Annotated in this window: 12 protein-coding genes and 2 pseudogenes; 10 read left to right on the top strand and 4 right to left on the bottom strand. The window is 60.7% G+C overall.

Features of this window, described 5'->3' with window-relative positions; all coding sequences use genetic code 11:
* Positions 1 to 327: pseudogene (locus K288_RS0130155) on the top strand (IS5/IS1182 family transposase); the annotation flags it as partial.
* A 23-nt stretch (positions 328 to 350) separates the two neighbouring features.
* Here K288_RS0130155 and K288_RS46970 read toward each other — a convergent pair.
* A pseudogene (locus K288_RS46970) lies at positions 351 to 791 on the bottom strand (glutathione S-transferase family protein); the annotation flags it as partial.
* 188 nt (positions 792 to 979) lie between these two features.
* Entirely contained in the window at positions 980 to 2,083 is a 1,104-nt protein-coding gene (locus K288_RS0130165) for an anhydro-N-acetylmuramic acid kinase (RefSeq protein ID WP_027582910.1), read from the bottom strand.
* Positions 2,084 to 2,248: 165 nt separating this feature from the next.
* Between K288_RS0130165 and tyrS the strand changes: the two genes are divergently transcribed.
* The 6 genes from tyrS to K288_RS0130195 all read left to right on the top strand — a co-directional run bounded on the left by tyrS (position 2,249) and on the right by K288_RS0130195 (position 10,853).
* Positions 2,249 to 3,505 carry a tyrosine--tRNA ligase gene (tyrS, locus tag K288_RS0130170; RefSeq protein ID WP_027582911.1) on the top strand — a complete coding sequence of 419 codons (1,257 nt, stop codon included), beginning with the start codon at positions 2,249 to 2,251 and terminating at the stop codon, positions 3,503 to 3,505.
* Between the two features lie 55 nt (positions 3,506 to 3,560).
* A complete protein-coding gene (locus K288_RS0130175) occupies positions 3,561 to 4,802 on the top strand; it encodes an MFS transporter (protein WP_027582912.1) in 1,242 nt (413 codons plus the stop codon).
* 101 nt (positions 4,803 to 4,903) lie between these two features.
* Positions 4,904 to 6,601: a methyl-accepting chemotaxis protein gene (locus tag K288_RS0130180; protein ID WP_027582913.1), complete on the top strand. Its 1,698-nt coding sequence runs from the start codon at positions 4,904 to 4,906 to the stop codon at positions 6,599 to 6,601.
* Between the two features lie 362 nt (positions 6,602 to 6,963).
* Entirely contained in the window at positions 6,964 to 8,163 is a 1,200-nt protein-coding gene (locus K288_RS0130185) for a serine hydrolase domain-containing protein (protein WP_027582914.1), read from the top strand.
* A gap of 246 nt (positions 8,164 to 8,409) precedes the next feature.
* Complete coding sequence (locus tag K288_RS0130190) at positions 8,410 to 10,095, top strand: NAD(P)/FAD-dependent oxidoreductase (protein WP_027582915.1); 1,686 nt, start codon at positions 8,410 to 8,412, stop codon at positions 10,093 to 10,095.
* Between the two features lie 167 nt (positions 10,096 to 10,262).
* Positions 10,263 to 10,853, top strand: coding sequence for a hypothetical protein (locus K288_RS0130195; RefSeq protein ID WP_152535744.1), 591 nt, complete (start codon positions 10,263 to 10,265; stop codon positions 10,851 to 10,853).
* Between the two features lie 6 nt (positions 10,854 to 10,859).
* On the opposite strand, the gene K288_RS0130200 is transcribed toward K288_RS0130195, so the two are convergent.
* Positions 10,860 to 11,240 (bottom strand): nuclear transport factor 2 family protein, encoded by a 381-nt coding sequence (locus tag K288_RS0130200; protein ID WP_027582917.1) that lies wholly within the window; start codon positions 11,238 to 11,240, stop codon positions 10,860 to 10,862.
* Positions 11,241 to 11,331: 91 nt separating this feature from the next.
* Positions 11,332 to 11,511 carry a hypothetical protein gene (locus K288_RS52750; protein ID WP_152535745.1) on the bottom strand — a complete coding sequence of 60 codons (180 nt, stop codon included), beginning with the start codon at positions 11,509 to 11,511 and terminating at the stop codon, positions 11,332 to 11,334.
* Positions 11,512 to 12,468: 957 nt separating this feature from the next.
* Here K288_RS52750 and K288_RS0130205 point away from each other — a divergent pair.
* The 3 genes from K288_RS0130205 to K288_RS0130215 are packed head-to-tail and all read left to right on the top strand — an operon-like array spanning position 12,469 to position 15,020.
* A complete protein-coding gene (locus tag K288_RS0130205) occupies positions 12,469 to 13,284 on the top strand; it encodes a hypothetical protein (RefSeq protein WP_152535746.1) in 816 nt (271 codons plus the stop codon).
* Positions 13,285 to 13,295: 11 nt separating this feature from the next.
* The gene (locus K288_RS46975; RefSeq protein ID WP_051334818.1) at positions 13,296 to 14,504 is read left to right on the top strand and encodes an N-acetylmuramidase domain-containing protein; all 1,209 of its coding nucleotides are present in this window, start codon (positions 13,296 to 13,298) and stop codon (positions 14,502 to 14,504) included.
* A gap of 18 nt (positions 14,505 to 14,522) precedes the next feature.
* Entirely contained in the window at positions 14,523 to 15,020 is a 498-nt protein-coding gene (locus K288_RS0130215) for a hypothetical protein (protein ID WP_152535747.1), read from the top strand.
* Positions 15,021 to 15,056 lie beyond the last annotated feature (36 nt).

A 15,056-nucleotide genomic window follows, 5' to 3' on the forward strand; every position in this document is an offset into this window, starting at 1 on the left:
CGCATCCTCGCCGACAAGGGCTACCGAGGTCACAATGCGCCACCCGATTACAAGTTCAGGGTGTTCATCTCAGGCCAGAAGCGGCGCGTGACGCCCAGGATCAAACGCGAGCTGCGCCGGCGCTCGGCCGTCGAGCCGGTCATCGGCCATCTCAAATCCGAGCATCGCATGGGGCGCAACTACTTCTGGTACCGCAAGGGCGACGCCGCCAACGCCGTCCTCGCCGCCGCCGGATACAACTTCCGCCGTCTCATCCGCTGGCTGGAGCTTTTGTTGCACCAAATCCTGGTCAGGCTCATCCTCCGATTTCAGCTCGTCCCAAGCTGAAATCAGACTTCTTCACGGGCGACAAAGTACGGACCTGAACCGAGCGCCGCCTCGACGCGGGCGAATTTGGCGGTGACCGCCTGGCACTTGGCCTCCAGGGTCGCGGCATCCTTGGCAGTCTCGAGGCCCCAGAGATCGCTTAAGATCGCCGAGCCGAATTCCATCCAGGCGCGATGTTCGGCACGCGCCAGCGGATCCTGCGGATGCAGCTTGGCGCCTGATTGCGTCTCCTCGATATATTCGCAGATCACATTGCTCTCGAACAGCGCCACCTCGCCGTTATCGGTCGCAACGGTCAGCACCGGCACCTTGCCGAGCGGCGAGATCTTCAGGAACCAGTCCGGCTTGTTGGCGAGATCGATATCGATCCGTTCGAAGGGGACGCCCTTCTCGGCGAGCGCGATCACCGCGCGCTGCACATAGGGACAGAGCTTGTGGCTGATCAGTTTCAACGCGGCGGCCATGGCGCACTCCTCGCTGGTTTCATGCAGGCGCATTGATTTAAATGCATTTGCATGAAACCGTCAAGAAGGATGCAATTGCATCCACCCTTAGAGCTTCGGTTCTGATGGGATCAGAACCGAAGCTCTAGATTCTAGTTTTGACGTGTTTTCTTCACGCGAACCGGTGTCCACTTTGCTCAAAAACGCTCTTAAGGCCGCGCGATGACACCTCCGGTCATCGGGATCGGCACCCCGGTCGTGGCGGGATAGCTGAGCGGCAGGCCCTTCATCCCACGGACGGCGAGAAAACCGAAGGCCTGCGCCTCGATCGCGTCCGGCGACCAGCCGAGCGCATCGGCTGCTTCGACGGTCGCGGGCGCAACCCGCTCGCGCAGCATCCGCAGCATGGTCAGGTTGCGCGCGCCGCCGCCGGCGACGATCCAGCTCTTAGGCACCTTCGGCAGTAGCGGCACCACGCGGGCGATCGCGGCCGCAGTGAAGGCAGTCAGCGTCGCCGCGCCGTCGGCGGGCGCGACGTCACCGAGCTTCAATGCGGCGAAATCGTTACGATCAAGCGATTTCGGCGGCGGCAGCGCGAAGAACGGCAATTCCAGCGCGCGCGCAATCCAAGCTTCGTTAGCCCTGCCCTGGGCGGCGAACCGGCCGTCGGCGTCGAACGGCTGGCGCATGACGCGGAACATGTAGTCGTCGAGCAGTGCATTCCCGGGACCCGTGTCGCAGGCGATCAGCGTATCGGTGCCGTCGATATAGGTGATGTTGGAGACGCCGCCGACATTGACCACCACGGTCGGCCCTTCGCGCTGCACGGATTGCACCAGCGCCCGGTGATAGACCGGCACGAAAGGCGCGCCCTGCCCGCCAGCCTCGACATCGGCGGCGCGAAAATCATACATCACGGGAATGTGGATCACTTTCGCGAGCGCCGCGGCGTCGCCGATCTGCACCGTCAATCGGCGCTCCGGCCGGTGCAGCACGGTCTGACCGTGGAAGCCGACAATATCGATTTCCTCCGGCGTGATGCGATTCTGCGCGATGAAGGCAGCGACCGCCTCGGCATGCGCCAGCGTCACGGCGCGTTCGGCCTCGGCCAGGATCCCGGGACGGGCGTCGCGGTGCGATAGCTGGACGGCCTCGGTAAGCGCCTGGCGCAGCAGGCTGCGCTCGGCATTGGTGTAGGGCCGGTAGCCGGACGGCCCGAACGACTTGACCTGCTTTCCATCGGTTTCGATCAGTGCGACGTCGACCCCGTCGAGTGAGGTCCCGCTCATCAGACCGAGTGCGGTCAACATCATTCCTGTGCCTTCGACGCCCCTTTTGCCCTGCCCTGACGCCCAGCTTGTATCAAACAAGCACATCTTATAATGCCACAGCGTCCCCTGCGGCGGCAGCCCGTTCGGTCATAGTTCCGCAACCGGCTGCAATTACCGTAAAACAAGAATGATCAGAGTCGCCGACAAATGACTACATTTAAATCGGATTTTATGAATGAGCTGCAGTGGCGCGGCTTCGTTCATCAGGTGTCGGACGCTGCCGGCATCGACGCGCTCGCTGCCAAGGGGGAGGTCGTGGCCTATGTCGGCTACGACTGCACGGCGCCATCCCTGCATATCGGCCATCTGTTGTCGGCCATGATGCTGCACTGGCTGCAGGAAAGCGCAGGCGGCAAACCGATCACCTTGATGGGCGGCGGCACCACGCGCGTCGGCGATCCCTCCGGCAAGGACGAAACGCGCCAAATCCTCTCCATCGAACAAATCGACGCCAACAAGGAATCCATCAAGCACGTCTTCAAACGCTTCCTGAAGTTCGGGGATGGCAGGACCGATGCCGTGATGGCCGACAACGCCGAGTGGCTGACCAAGCTCAATTACATCGAAATGTTGCGGGATATCGGTCGGCATTTCTCCGTGAACCGCATGCTTTCCATGGACTCGGTCAAGCTCCGCCTCGACCGCGACCAGGAGATGAGCTTTATCGAATTCAACTACATGATCCTGCAGTCCTACGACTTTGTCGAACTGGCACGTCGGTACAGCTGCAATCTGCAGATGGGCGGTTCCGATCAATGGGGGAACATCGTCACCGGTGTGGACCTCGGCCGCCGCATGGGCACCCATCAGCTCTACGCGTTGACGACACCGCTGTTGACCACGGCGTCCGGCGCCAAGATGGGCAAGACCGCGGCCGGCGCGGTCTGGCTGAACGCCGACCAGTTCAGCCCCTACGATTACTGGCAATACTGGCGCAACACGGAAGACGCCGACGTCGGGCGATTCCTGAAACTGTTCACGACGCTTTCGATGAGCGAGATCGGGAAGCTGGAGGCGCTGCAGGGCTCCGAGATCAACGAGGCCAAGAAGGTGCTGGCGACGGAAGCGACCGCCCTGCTCCATGGCCGCGATGCCGCCATTGAGGCCGCCGAAACCGCGCGGCGCACCTTCGAGGAAGGCGCGCTGGCGGAGACCCTGCCCACGATCGAAATTCCGCGCGGCGAACTGGATGCCGGCATCGGCGTGCTGGCAGCCTATGTGAAGGCCGGCCTCGTCGCCTCCAATGGCGAGGCGCGGCGGCAGATCAAGGGCGGCGGATTGCGCGTCAACGACGTCGCCGTCACCGACGAGAAGATGGTGCTGACGCCGTCCGACCTCACCGCGGAAGGCGTGATCAAGCTGTCGCTCGGCAAGAAGCGGCACGTCCTGTTGAAGGCTGCATAGGCGCATTCGCTTTTTGCGTCTTGTGGGGAGCTGCGGAAACGCGCTCCCTCCTCTCATGGACAAGAGCACGCCCCGGGAGGAAATTGCCGCGAAACCGCCGACGCGCATCGCGCTCAACGTCCTCGCGCTGTGCTTTATGCTCGCGCTGATCGGCCGCGGTCTCGGCGAAAGTTTCACCGTCTTCCTGAAACCGATCTCGGAAAGCTTCGGCTGGGATCGCGCGCAGATTGTCTCGGTCTATTCGCTGACCTGGCTTGCCGGCGGCCTCACCGCGCCATTGATCGGGCGGCTGTTCGACCATTCGGGGCCGCGAGCCGTCTATTCGCTCGGACTGCTCCTGCTCGGCGGCTCATTCCTGGTCGCGGCGCATGCGCAATATCTCTGGCAATTGCAGTTCAGCATCGGCCTCTGCGTCGGCATCGGGATCGCCTTCATCGGCAATGTGCCGAACTCGATCCTGCTCGGCCGCTGGTTCGGCCCGCGCCTGCCGACCGCGATGGCGGTGGTCTATTCCGCGACCGGCGCCGGCGTGCTCGTGCTGCTGCCGGCCTCGCAGCTCTTGATCGATCGCGTCGGCTGGCGCGGCGCCTACCAGATCTTCGGCATTACTGCGCTGTGCCTGCTGGTGCCGCTATTGCTGCTGCCGTGGCGGCGGTTCTCGCGCGGTTCGCCGCATGTGGTGAAGAAGACCGGTCCCGATTTCGTCGACGAAGGCTGGACGCTGCTCGGCGCGATACGCCACCACGCCTTCTGGGCGCTGTTTGCCACCTTCTTCTTCACCGCGATCGGCATGTACGCGATTTCGGCGCAGATCGTGGCCTATCTGATCGACGCCGGCTTTCCGCCGCTGCAGGCCGCGACCGCCTGGGGCTTCAGCGGCGTCGTGCTGCTGTTCGGCATGCTCGGCGTTTCCGAACTCGACAGCATCATCGGACGCCGGCCCTCGGTTCTGCTCAGCTACGCAATTTCGATCCTCGGCATCATCCTGCTCTGGCTGCTGCAGTGGTATCCGAACTTCTGGGTCCTGACCGGCTTCGTTGTCACCTTCGGCAGCATGATCGGCTCGCGCGGGCCGCTGCTCACGGCCACCGCGATGAAGATCTTCCACGGCAAGCGGGTCGGCACGATCTACGGCACGATCTCGATCGGCAGCGGCCTCGGCTCCGCGTTCGGTTCCTGGGCCGGCGGCCTGATCCACGACTTCACCCACAGCTACAACCCGGTGATCGCATTCGCGCTGGTCAGCGTGATCCTGGGACTGATTCCGTTCCTGGTCGTGCCGGCGCTGCGCCGCTGATCGACGGCGTCTCAGAGGTATCCCCTTGATGGCATGCCCTATTCACCATTGGTAAGATAGTTCCTGCTATGCCTCGGGGAACGACTCCCGCAGAGGCCGCAATGAACCTTCTCAGCCGACTGACGATCCGCACCAAACTCGCCTGCATGGTGGCTCTCGCGGCCCTGACCGTTTTCGCGATCGTCGCGGGAGCGGCCTGGATCAACCGAAACCGTATGCTGGACGACCGCGTCGCACAGATGCGGACAGCGGTCGATCTGCTCTACGGCGTGACGCAATCGCTGCAGGAGGACGTTGCCGCCGGGAAGATGACGGTCGCCGAGGCGAAGGAGCTGTTTCGCCAGCGCGGCCGGAAGATGACGTTCAACAACGGCCAGGGATACCCGAACGCCTACAATGTCGCCGATACGTCGCTGCTGCTGAACAGCGCCAATCCCAAGCTCGAAGGCAAGATCAACGGCACCAAGGATGCCAACGGCGTCCTGATCGCCGATGCCCAGATCGCCGCCAGCCGCCAGAGCCCGGAAGGCGGCACCACATCCTACCTTTATCCCCGCCCCGGACAGACTGTGCCGGCGCGGAAAATGACCTATGTTCGCGCCTTCGAGCCGTGGAACATCGTCATGAGCTACGGACTCTATGTCGATGATATCGACGCCGACGTGAATGCAGTGCTGCTGCAGCTCGGCGCGATAGGCGGCGGTCTCATGCTGCTGATGGGACTGTTGTCGTGGCTCATTGCCCGCGACGTCGTGGGCGCACTCGAGCGTCAGAAGAACCGGATGCAGCGCATCGCCGAAGGCTCGCTCGACGAAGCGGTCGAGGAGACCGGCCGCCGTGACGAGATCGGTCGCATGGCGGAAACGCTGGAGGTCCTGCGGCAGACCGCAATCAGTGCCCGGGCGCTGGAAGCCGAACAGGATGCGACCAAGCAGCGGAGTGAGAAGGAAAAGCGCGACGCCCTGATCGCGCTTGCCGATCGCTTTGATGCATCGGTCGGCCAGCTTGTCGGTCTGATGGCGTCGGGCTCGAGCGAACTGGAAACCACTGCAAAATCGATGTCCGCAACCGCCGAGGGTACCAATCACCGCGCCTCGGTGGTTGGCTCGGCGGCAACGGAAGCGAGCTCCCGGGTCCAGACCGTGGCCTCGGCTGCCGAGGAATTGTCCTCCTCGATCTCCGAGATCAGCCGCCAGGTCGCCCAGTCCGCCACCATCACCGGCCGCGCCGTCGAAAGCGCGCGCCGCACCGACACCATCGTGCGGGCGCTCGCCGATGGCGCCCAGCAGATCGAGCACGTCGCCGAGCTGATCTCCAGCATTGCCGAGCAGACCAATCTGCTCGCGCTCAACGCCACCATTGAAGCCGCGCGTGCCGGTGAAGCCGGCCGTGGCTTTGCCGTGGTCGCCTCCGAGGTCAAGAGCCTGGCAAGCCAGACTGCTGAGGCCACCAAGGAGATCGGCACCCGCATCGCGCAGATCCAGGGCGCGACCAAGGAAGCCGTCGAGGCGATCGACGGCATCACCGCCACGATCGAGGAAGTCAGCACGATCGCGACATCGATTGGCTCCGCGATCGAGCAACAGGGCGCGGCAACGGCCGAGATCGCACGCAGCGTGTCACAGACGGCGGAAGCGACCAGGGAGGTCACGGCCAATATCGGCGGAGTCAGCGCTGCTGCAAACGAGACCGGCAACGCCGCAGGCCTCGTTCTCGCCGCAGCCAGCGACCTGTCCAAGCAGGCCGAACAGCTCTCCGGCGAAGTCTCGACCTTCCTCGCCGGCGTCCGCGCCGCGTGAGCCGGCGCCTTGCCGTCTGACGGCCCAAAGGAAGCTGCGCTGCACGTGTCAGCCTCGCTGACACGTCTCAGCGAAAAAACTCCTGGCGCTTGAGATGCCAGGGTGAAATGCGTGGCCGTCAAAAAGAAATCGCTCTAGTCTTCCTGACGCGCGGGTAAAAGCCCCGCGCAAGAGTGGTGAAGACGCGCCAATCGCTTCTGCTGTTGTGGCCACGGTCGGCTTTCGTTCGCGCAACCGTCACTGGGGCAATCGGACTGCAGCCCGATCTTGATACGTTGCAACGGTTGACATCGTTCCGTGAAGACCGACAGCGGCCTGTCGAGAAGAGACAGGATCGAAAATACAAAACGGGAGGAACGGCAATGCGTGATGACTTGAAAGCCGCATGTGACGGCATTCTGCAGAAAGTTGTGACTGGCAAGAGCCGCGTTCCGGGCGTGGTGGCGATGGTCACCGACCGCGCGGCCAACATCTACGAAGGCGCCGCCGGCGAACGCAGCATTGGCGGCAGTCAGGCAATGACGACGGACAGCGTCTTTGCGATTTTTTCGACCACGAAGGCAATCACAGGGACGGCGATCCTGCAATGTGTCGAGGACGGCAAGCTGGACCTGGACGCCCCGGCCAAGACCTATGTTCCCGAGATCGGCAAGCTCCAGGTGCTGGAAGGCTTCGACGCGCAAGGAAAGCCCACGCTGCGGGCGCCAAAGCGCGATGTCACCACCCGCATGCTGATGCTGCACACGGCCGGCTTCGGCTACGACTTCTTCAACGCCAATTACTTTCGTCTGGCGCAGGAACACGGCCAGCCAAGCGTGATCACCTGCTCCAGGGCATCACTGATGACGCCGCTTCTGTTCGATCCCGGCGACAAATGGGAGTACGGCAGCAACCTCGATTGGTGCGGCCAGGTGGTCGAACGCATTCGCGGCAAGCGCCTCGGAGAGGTGTTCAAGGAGCGCATTTTTGCGCCGCTCGGGATGGATGACAGCGCTTTTTCGCTGACGCCCGCGATGCGCGAGCGCCTTGCCGTCATCCACCAGCGCGAAGCAGATGGCGCACTGACCCCGCTTCCCGATCTGCAATTACCGCCCGAGCCGGAGGTCGACATGGGCGGTCACGGACTTTACGCCTCGATCGGCGATTACATGAAGTTCATCCGCATGTGGCTGAACGACGGCGCGGGGCCGCAGGGTCGTGTGCTGAAGCAAGAGACCGTGGAGACGGCCGTACGTAACGGCCTTAAGGCACACCAGACCGTGGTGATGCTCCCCGGCGTGATTGCAAGCCTATCGAACGATGCGGAGTTCTTCCCCGGACTGAAGAAATCCTGGTCCTACACCTTTATGGTCAACGACGAGGACGCGCCGACCGGCCGACCGGCGGGTTCGATCGGCTGGGCTGGGCTCGCCAACCTGTTCTATTGGATCGATCGAAAGAATGGGTTCGGAGGATATTGGGCGACGCAGATCCTTCCGTTCGGAGATCCGACATCGTTCGGCGGCTACCTGGATTTCGAGACGGCCGCTTACGCAACTGGCGAGGCACGCGCAGCAGCGTAGTGCCAAAGAAGCGAAGCGGCCTTCCTCGCGCCACCTCGCTTCCCGGATTCTGAATCTGCGTGGGGTACGACGTTTACGGCCCAAGCCGCATGCAGTCGGCCAGTCTGTTGTTCAGCAGGCTGGCCCCTGCCATACCGATTCCAAATGATGCAAGCGATCCATCGGCCGTGCGCTGAGGGCATTGCGATAACGACGAAGAAAATTTCGCCGAACTTCAGGGGGATTGCTCACAGGAGGAGAATTGTCATGACGAACGTGCAAGGCGACTCTCGCAGCGCTGGCGCGAAAGCAGACTACGATGCGATCATTATCGGTGCCGGCTTCTCCGGCATGTACATGTTGCATTCGTTGCGCGACAAGCTCGACATGAATGCCACCGTGTTCGAGGCCGGCGATGGCGTCGGCGGCACCTGGTACTGGAACCGCTATCCCGGCGCGCGCTGCGACTCGGACAGCTACATTTACTGCTACACGTTCGACAAGAACCTGCTGCAGGAATGGAACTGGTCCGAGCGCTATCCGGAGCAGGACGAGATACTGCGCTACCTCGAGCACTGCGCGGAGCGCTTCGACCTCAAGCCCGACATCCAGTTCGGCAAGCGCGTCATCGAGGTCGTCCTCGACGACGCCACCGGGCTCTGGACGGTGCGCACCGACAAAGGCGACGTCGCCACGGCGCGTTTCGTCATCACCGCGGTCGGCGCATTGTCGACAGCCAACATGCCGCCGTTCAAGGGGCTGGGCTCCTTCCAGGGCAAGTGCTACCACACCAGCCAGTGGCCGCACGACGGCGTCGACTTTACCGCAAAACGTGTAGGCGTCATCGGCACCGGCGCCACCGCGGTGCAGGCGATCCCGGAGATCGCGCAACAGGCCAAGCACCTGACCGTGTTCCAGCGCACGCCGGCCTTCTGCGTGCCGGCGCGCAACGGCAGTGTCGATCCCGAGGTCACCAGGGCGCGCAAGGCCGATTACGACGGGATCCGCAGGCGCATCAAGGACTCGTTCTTCGGCTTCGAGTTGAATTTCATCGAGAAGCCGGTGCTCGAAGCGACCCCTGAGGAGCGCGAGCGAGAGTTCGACAGGATGTGGGATGCAGGAGGCTTTGCCTTCTGGCTGGCCAACTATCAAGACATGTTCTTCTCCAAGGAGGCGAACGATATCATTGCCGACTACCTCAAGCGCAAGATCCGTTCCACCGTCAACGATCCAATCATTGCCGAGAAGCTGACACCCCAGACCTATCCTTACGGCACCAAGCGCCAGCCGCTTGACACCAACTACTTTGAGACCTTCAACAAGAAAAATGTAACTTTGGTGGATGCAAACACGGACGGCCCGATCGAGGAGATCACGCCGAATGGCGTTCGTGCCGGCGGCAAAGAATACCCGCTTGACATCATTGTTGTCGCCACTGGCTTCGATGCCCTGACCGGCCCGCTGAAGAGCCTCGGCATCAAGGGGCGTAGCGGCAGGGTGCTGGCGCAGGAGTGGGAGGACGGCCCGCTGACCTACCTTGGCCTCGCCATCGCCGGTTACCCAAACCTGTTCACGATCACCGGCCCGCAGAGCCCCTCGGTGCTTTCGAACATGCCGGTATCGATCGAGCAGCATGTCGAGTGGATCACCGAATGCATCGCCCACATGCGACGCAGCAAGCTTGCGACCATCGAGGCGAGCCCGCAGGCGCAAGAAGCGTGGGGCACACATGTCGCGGACGTGGTCAACTCCACACTGATGACCACCGCCAATTCGTGGTACATGGGAGCCAACATCGCCGGCAAGGCTCACCGCTTCCTGCCCTATCTCGGCCCCGAAGGCGTCGGCGGCTACCGCAGGAAGTGCGCTGAGGTCGCCGATAAGGGCTACGAAGGCTTCATGTTCACGAGCGAAGGCCAGGGTGGAACGGTGCATCCAATTGCGGCCGAATGAACCCAACAATCGTTGACCGGGAGCAGCGTTCGATGTCGCTACTCCCGGCGCAATAGTCGCGAAAGCCCGTGAGGCGGCGCCTTCCTGCGACCGCTCCCGCGCTGGTGAATTCCTGGGTGGATATTGCGGCCACCACCGGAAGAGCCCTGCACCGACAGGAGGCAACCATGGCCGACCCCGATCGCAACGGGATGTCCGCGCGGTTGTGGAGGATCCCCCGGCAGTTGCTGCTGGCGCTGATCAATGCGATGGCGATCCTGGTGATCGTCGCCGCGATTCTTGCGCTCGTCGCGATGGCGCGCATCAACCATTTTGCCGAACACGTCGCCGCAACGATGACTGACGCCGTGCTGGCGAAAGTCGATCTGCCGCCGAAAGCCGCGCTGGCGAATCTCCAAAACCTGACGGCGGAGGTCCGCACGCTTGGAAGCACCCTTCGTCAGATCAAGTCAGGAGAACACCCGGCGCTTCAATCGGACATCGAGCAACTGAAGGAGGCGCTGACCGCCCTGAATATCAGCGTCGACCGGCTCGGAAACGCGAGATCGCTCCTCACCGACGAGGCGATCGAGCAGTTGGGCCGGACGGTTACCGACGCGCTGATGAGGCTGAGGGATTGCTCTCCCAATGCTCGCCAGGCGACGGCCCGCGGTACAGCCGGAAACAAGACGGTCGGCGCATCGGAGGAACAAGCGCCAGTGAAATCTGGTCTATATCAACGCCGATCCGGATTCTTTTCGGCGGTCCATCTGGAATGATGTGACCTAGCCCGCTCGCTCGACAAGATGCGCACGCGAGGGCGAAGGGTCAAATCGATCGGCGAAATATTGCGTTTCGTGAGCCACCAGCCCTTCGCGGAATTCCATGATGCTCACCGCGTAAGACGGTATGCCGTCATAGCTGAGTACGAATTCAGTGACCCAGAGATCGTCGCCGCCGACAATTCGACGGACCGTAAAACGCTTCTTGTTTGGCTGGAGGAATCGGCTCTCTTGAATGTTGCGCCGACCGCGGATCCGCTCGCCCGATTGCGGATAATCAAGCACAGCATCCTCGCGATAGATGTCATGCTCGACCTCGAAATCGCCCGCGTCTGAAGCATCCCAATGGCGCTGCAGCGCAGCCCGCACGGTTCGATCATCCATCTCAATCTCCCACCTGCGAGAAGCACGTCTATTTGATCCCGGCACAACTGGCTTAAGACCTCACTCCATAGTACGCTCTCGCTGCGTGCGATCAACGCAGCATTTCTTTCCAGCTTTGCGGTCTACGTTCCTTGTCCAACAATAAGGAGTCGACCATGAAACTCACAACAATAGCATTGGCTTTGGCGTTCGCGGTCTCCGCCACTTCCGCATTTGCACAAGGTGGCAATCCCAACGGCAGTCCGGGCGGTCCCTCTTCATTGAGCGGCACAGGACCTTCCACGAGCGGAGGCGATACACCCGGAGCAGTTGGCAGTGGCCCCGCGGCAGGCGGCTCCGTGAGTGGCGCCACCACCGGAAGCGCTGCCGGCAACCAGCCCTGTGACAATCCGAACGGCTGTCCGGGCGGCCCCACGTCACTTAGCGGAACTGGCTCATCCCAGTATGGCGGTTCGTCGCCCGGTACTTCCGGCAGAAACTAACAGAACATCAAGCGAAGATCCCGTCTGTTTCGCGGGCTCTCATAAGGGCGGCCCCAGTTGCCCTCCGGCGCGCGCCGCACCGATACCATGGTGCATGGCGCTCGCCGATGGCGCCCAGCAGATCCAATGGACGTTGGAGCTCCGTCGGATTTGAGTTGGACTAATTGCCCGTCAGCAAAGTGAAGCGACGCCGTTCAATCCGCTCTCGCGCCATTAGTCCTGACGCCCTGCAAAAATCCGGCGCCTAGAGCTGGCACCGCCGCTCCCGCTTCTCGATGGCCCTGTCGATGCCATTCCGGGCGGAGCGGCAATCCGTCCCGTAAAGACCTGCTTTTCCATTCTCTCGTGACGATCGTGATCTCGTCGGATGAGAGTACCGCGCTTGGACCATTCGACGTCATTCCGTTATCCGTGTACGCGTTTCGGCGTTGAGCCCTAGCCCAAACCGGAACGTCGACGTTCGGCCAGTATGAGACCGGAGATGGTGTTGTACTGCAAGTTGTCTAACTCTCGAGCTTCCTTGCCAGTGGACGCACCATGCGAGCCGGTATCCAAGTCTGGCACCTCGTGAACCGACCGCGTCTGGCGGATGCCATTCCCATTAGTATTAAGCAAAGTAGCATATTGAAGTTCTTTGCAGTCACGTGTAGCTTCATCCGAATTCACTATATAGTTGAAGCTTTTTTTCACGTAATTTTTCGAGGCTTGGGCAATTCCTGGGGTGCGAATTTGCCCAATGTAATCAGATGTCCGTTAATCGATTTTGTCGTCTCCGTTGGGGGATCATCGGCGCTGCTTATTTGGTGTTGGTTTCGTGCGTTGCTGCGCCAGTAGAAGAGACGCGAGCATTTTCAAACGCTGCAATCGCCGTGAAATCTGCGGGTGACCTGCTTTTTGACGAGCTCTCCGCCGCCGAACGCCGCAGCTATAAAGCATCATATCGGCGCAACTTCCAAAAGGCCTATGTCTTTGAAGTGGCTGATGCCCCGTATTTTGCAACAATCGGCGAACTACCGGACGTAGCCGCTTTCCGGAACGCGCTTGATGTCATCAAAAACTATGCCGCACTACTCGTGTCGTTGGCCGAGGGGCAGGATGTAGAAAAGACAAGAAGTCAGCTGCTGGCAATCTCTTCCAATCTTGCCGCGATTGCCAAGTTTTCACAGTTTGCTCCGGCCGCGGCCGCGATAACGTCAATAATCGATCAAGCTCTTAAAGCGAACAGCATTGCTGTGGCAAGGCGCATCGTTCTCGACGGAGCCCCCGCCGTTCGAGACATAATTGCCCTCCTCAAGGATGCATCACCTTCCATTTTCAAAGCGTTGGCCGGAGATCTCTTGGCGACAGGCGCCGAAGCAAAGGCGCTGGACGCAAAGCGGGTCACGGTCGCAACTTTTGTCATGTTGCTCGACTCGCTTGCTTCGGTGTTCGACCGGTTAGTGCTCGCTTTTGAGCAGCCAAGCAGCCCCGCAAGTTTGGCGTCCCTTCTGGAATTCACTGCAAATTTAAACGCTGACGTCACGGCGGCCCGCAAAGCTTTTGCCGAGGTCAGACAGAGATAGTGGGATTTAAGATGTCAGGGACTGTTTCTCAGAGCATTTACGCAGCGCTTGCTGAAATCGATACCCGGCTTGGCACCGCCAGTGTTTCCCCCGAGGAAAAGCAAAAGCTCAATGAGGCAAAGGCGACGCTAGGACTCCAACTCGCGGAAATTGCACGCAATGAACTACTTGCAACGGCGAAGGCCGTAGGAGCCGCGGCCGCAAAGTTGCAGGCGGTCATACACTCCGCAAATTCTGCTGGCGTAACCGACTTTTCCGATTATTGGCGACGTCTGCTTGATGCCCTAGGCGGCCTTGGTCTCCGCTCTGAGAACCTCAGCGCAGACAAACCACTGGCGACATCGTCAAGTTTGACATGGGCAGCGACGAATCCTCCGACCATCGGCGCGTCATCGTCCGATCTCTTCGCTGCGGTTTCTGGCGAGCCGCTCTCGCAGAAAGGCTTTGACGAAGTTTGTGCAAGCCTAGGCGTCACGGCGGCCGACGTATGGGCAGTGATCTTCACAGAAACCGACGCACCTTATGGCGGCTACTTTCGAAACGCATGGCCACAAATTCTGTATGAGCAGCATATTTTCCATAGGCTCACGGGCGGCCGCTATGACCAATCGCACCTCGATATCAGCTCTTCCAAAAGCGGAAATTACGGCGCTGGCGGTTCGCACCAGTATGACCGATTGAGAATTGCCATGGCGCTTGACGAGGAAGCCGCTCTACAGAGCGCTTCCTGGGGCATAGGTCAAACGCTTGGTATCCACTACAAGACACTTGGATATGGCTCTGCAAAGTTGTTCGTCCAAGACATGTTCAGATCGGAAGATTTGCAGCTTATGGCCATGGCAAAGGAGATGTTGGCCACAGAGGCTGCCGTCCCCTTGAAAAATCACGATTGGAAGAACTTCGCACGAATCTACAACGGCTCAAACTATGCAATCAACAACTACGACGATCATCTGCGCGGTTGGTACGCAAAGTTCGCTTCGGGTGCTTTGCCGGACCTCCGCGTGCGCGCGGCGCAAATGTACCTGATGTTCCTTGGCTATCACCCTTCGGACTTGGACGGAATCTGGGGGCCGCGGACGCAGTCGTCACTGAATCAGTACCAGCGGGCCAGCCACATACCAGAAACAAGTATGCTGAACGATGCAACGCTTGAGAGACTTCGAAGTGAAAGCGGGCAGAAGCACTCGGAAACGTCCCGACCGATGTTGGTGGCGTGAGGGCAAGAGGAGCTAGCCATGCCAGAACAAGAAAACCCTTCGCGAGACATCAAGCCTTCCGATGATTACGTCACGCGTCTCATGAAACTGCTGCCTGCCGAGATCACAGGTGCATACCTGGCAATCCGACTGGTATCGTCTCCGGAATCCAACTCGCATGACAAATGGATCGCGCTATTTGCTGCGATAATCTTTTGTATCGCGCCGTTCTTCATGTATTTCGTCTTGAAGATGCGCCAAACCAAACAAATCATTTTCCTCACGCTCTCCTACGTAGTCTGGATCTCCAACTTCGAGATCGATCGGATTAAGCGCAGCAGCGAACAAATCGCCGAATTATCTGAAAAGTTGGTCAGGCCCTTCGGGGACGCGCTTGTTCTTATGACTGATCCAACTTTCATAAAGGGGATCGCTGTTCTCTGGCTATTGCTGCTTTCGCCATTCGTTTTCGCAAAGGAAGCGATGGCACCTGAACAGCCTCAAGCGGTCGAACCTCCAAAAGAACCGGAACAGTAGGTGTTTCATGCACAGCATCGCGCACGTCCGGATAGC

Origin of the sequence: Bradyrhizobium sp. Ai1a-2 (genome assembly GCF_000426245.1) — a bacterium.
GTDB lineage: Bacteria > Pseudomonadota > Alphaproteobacteria > Rhizobiales > Xanthobacteraceae > Bradyrhizobium.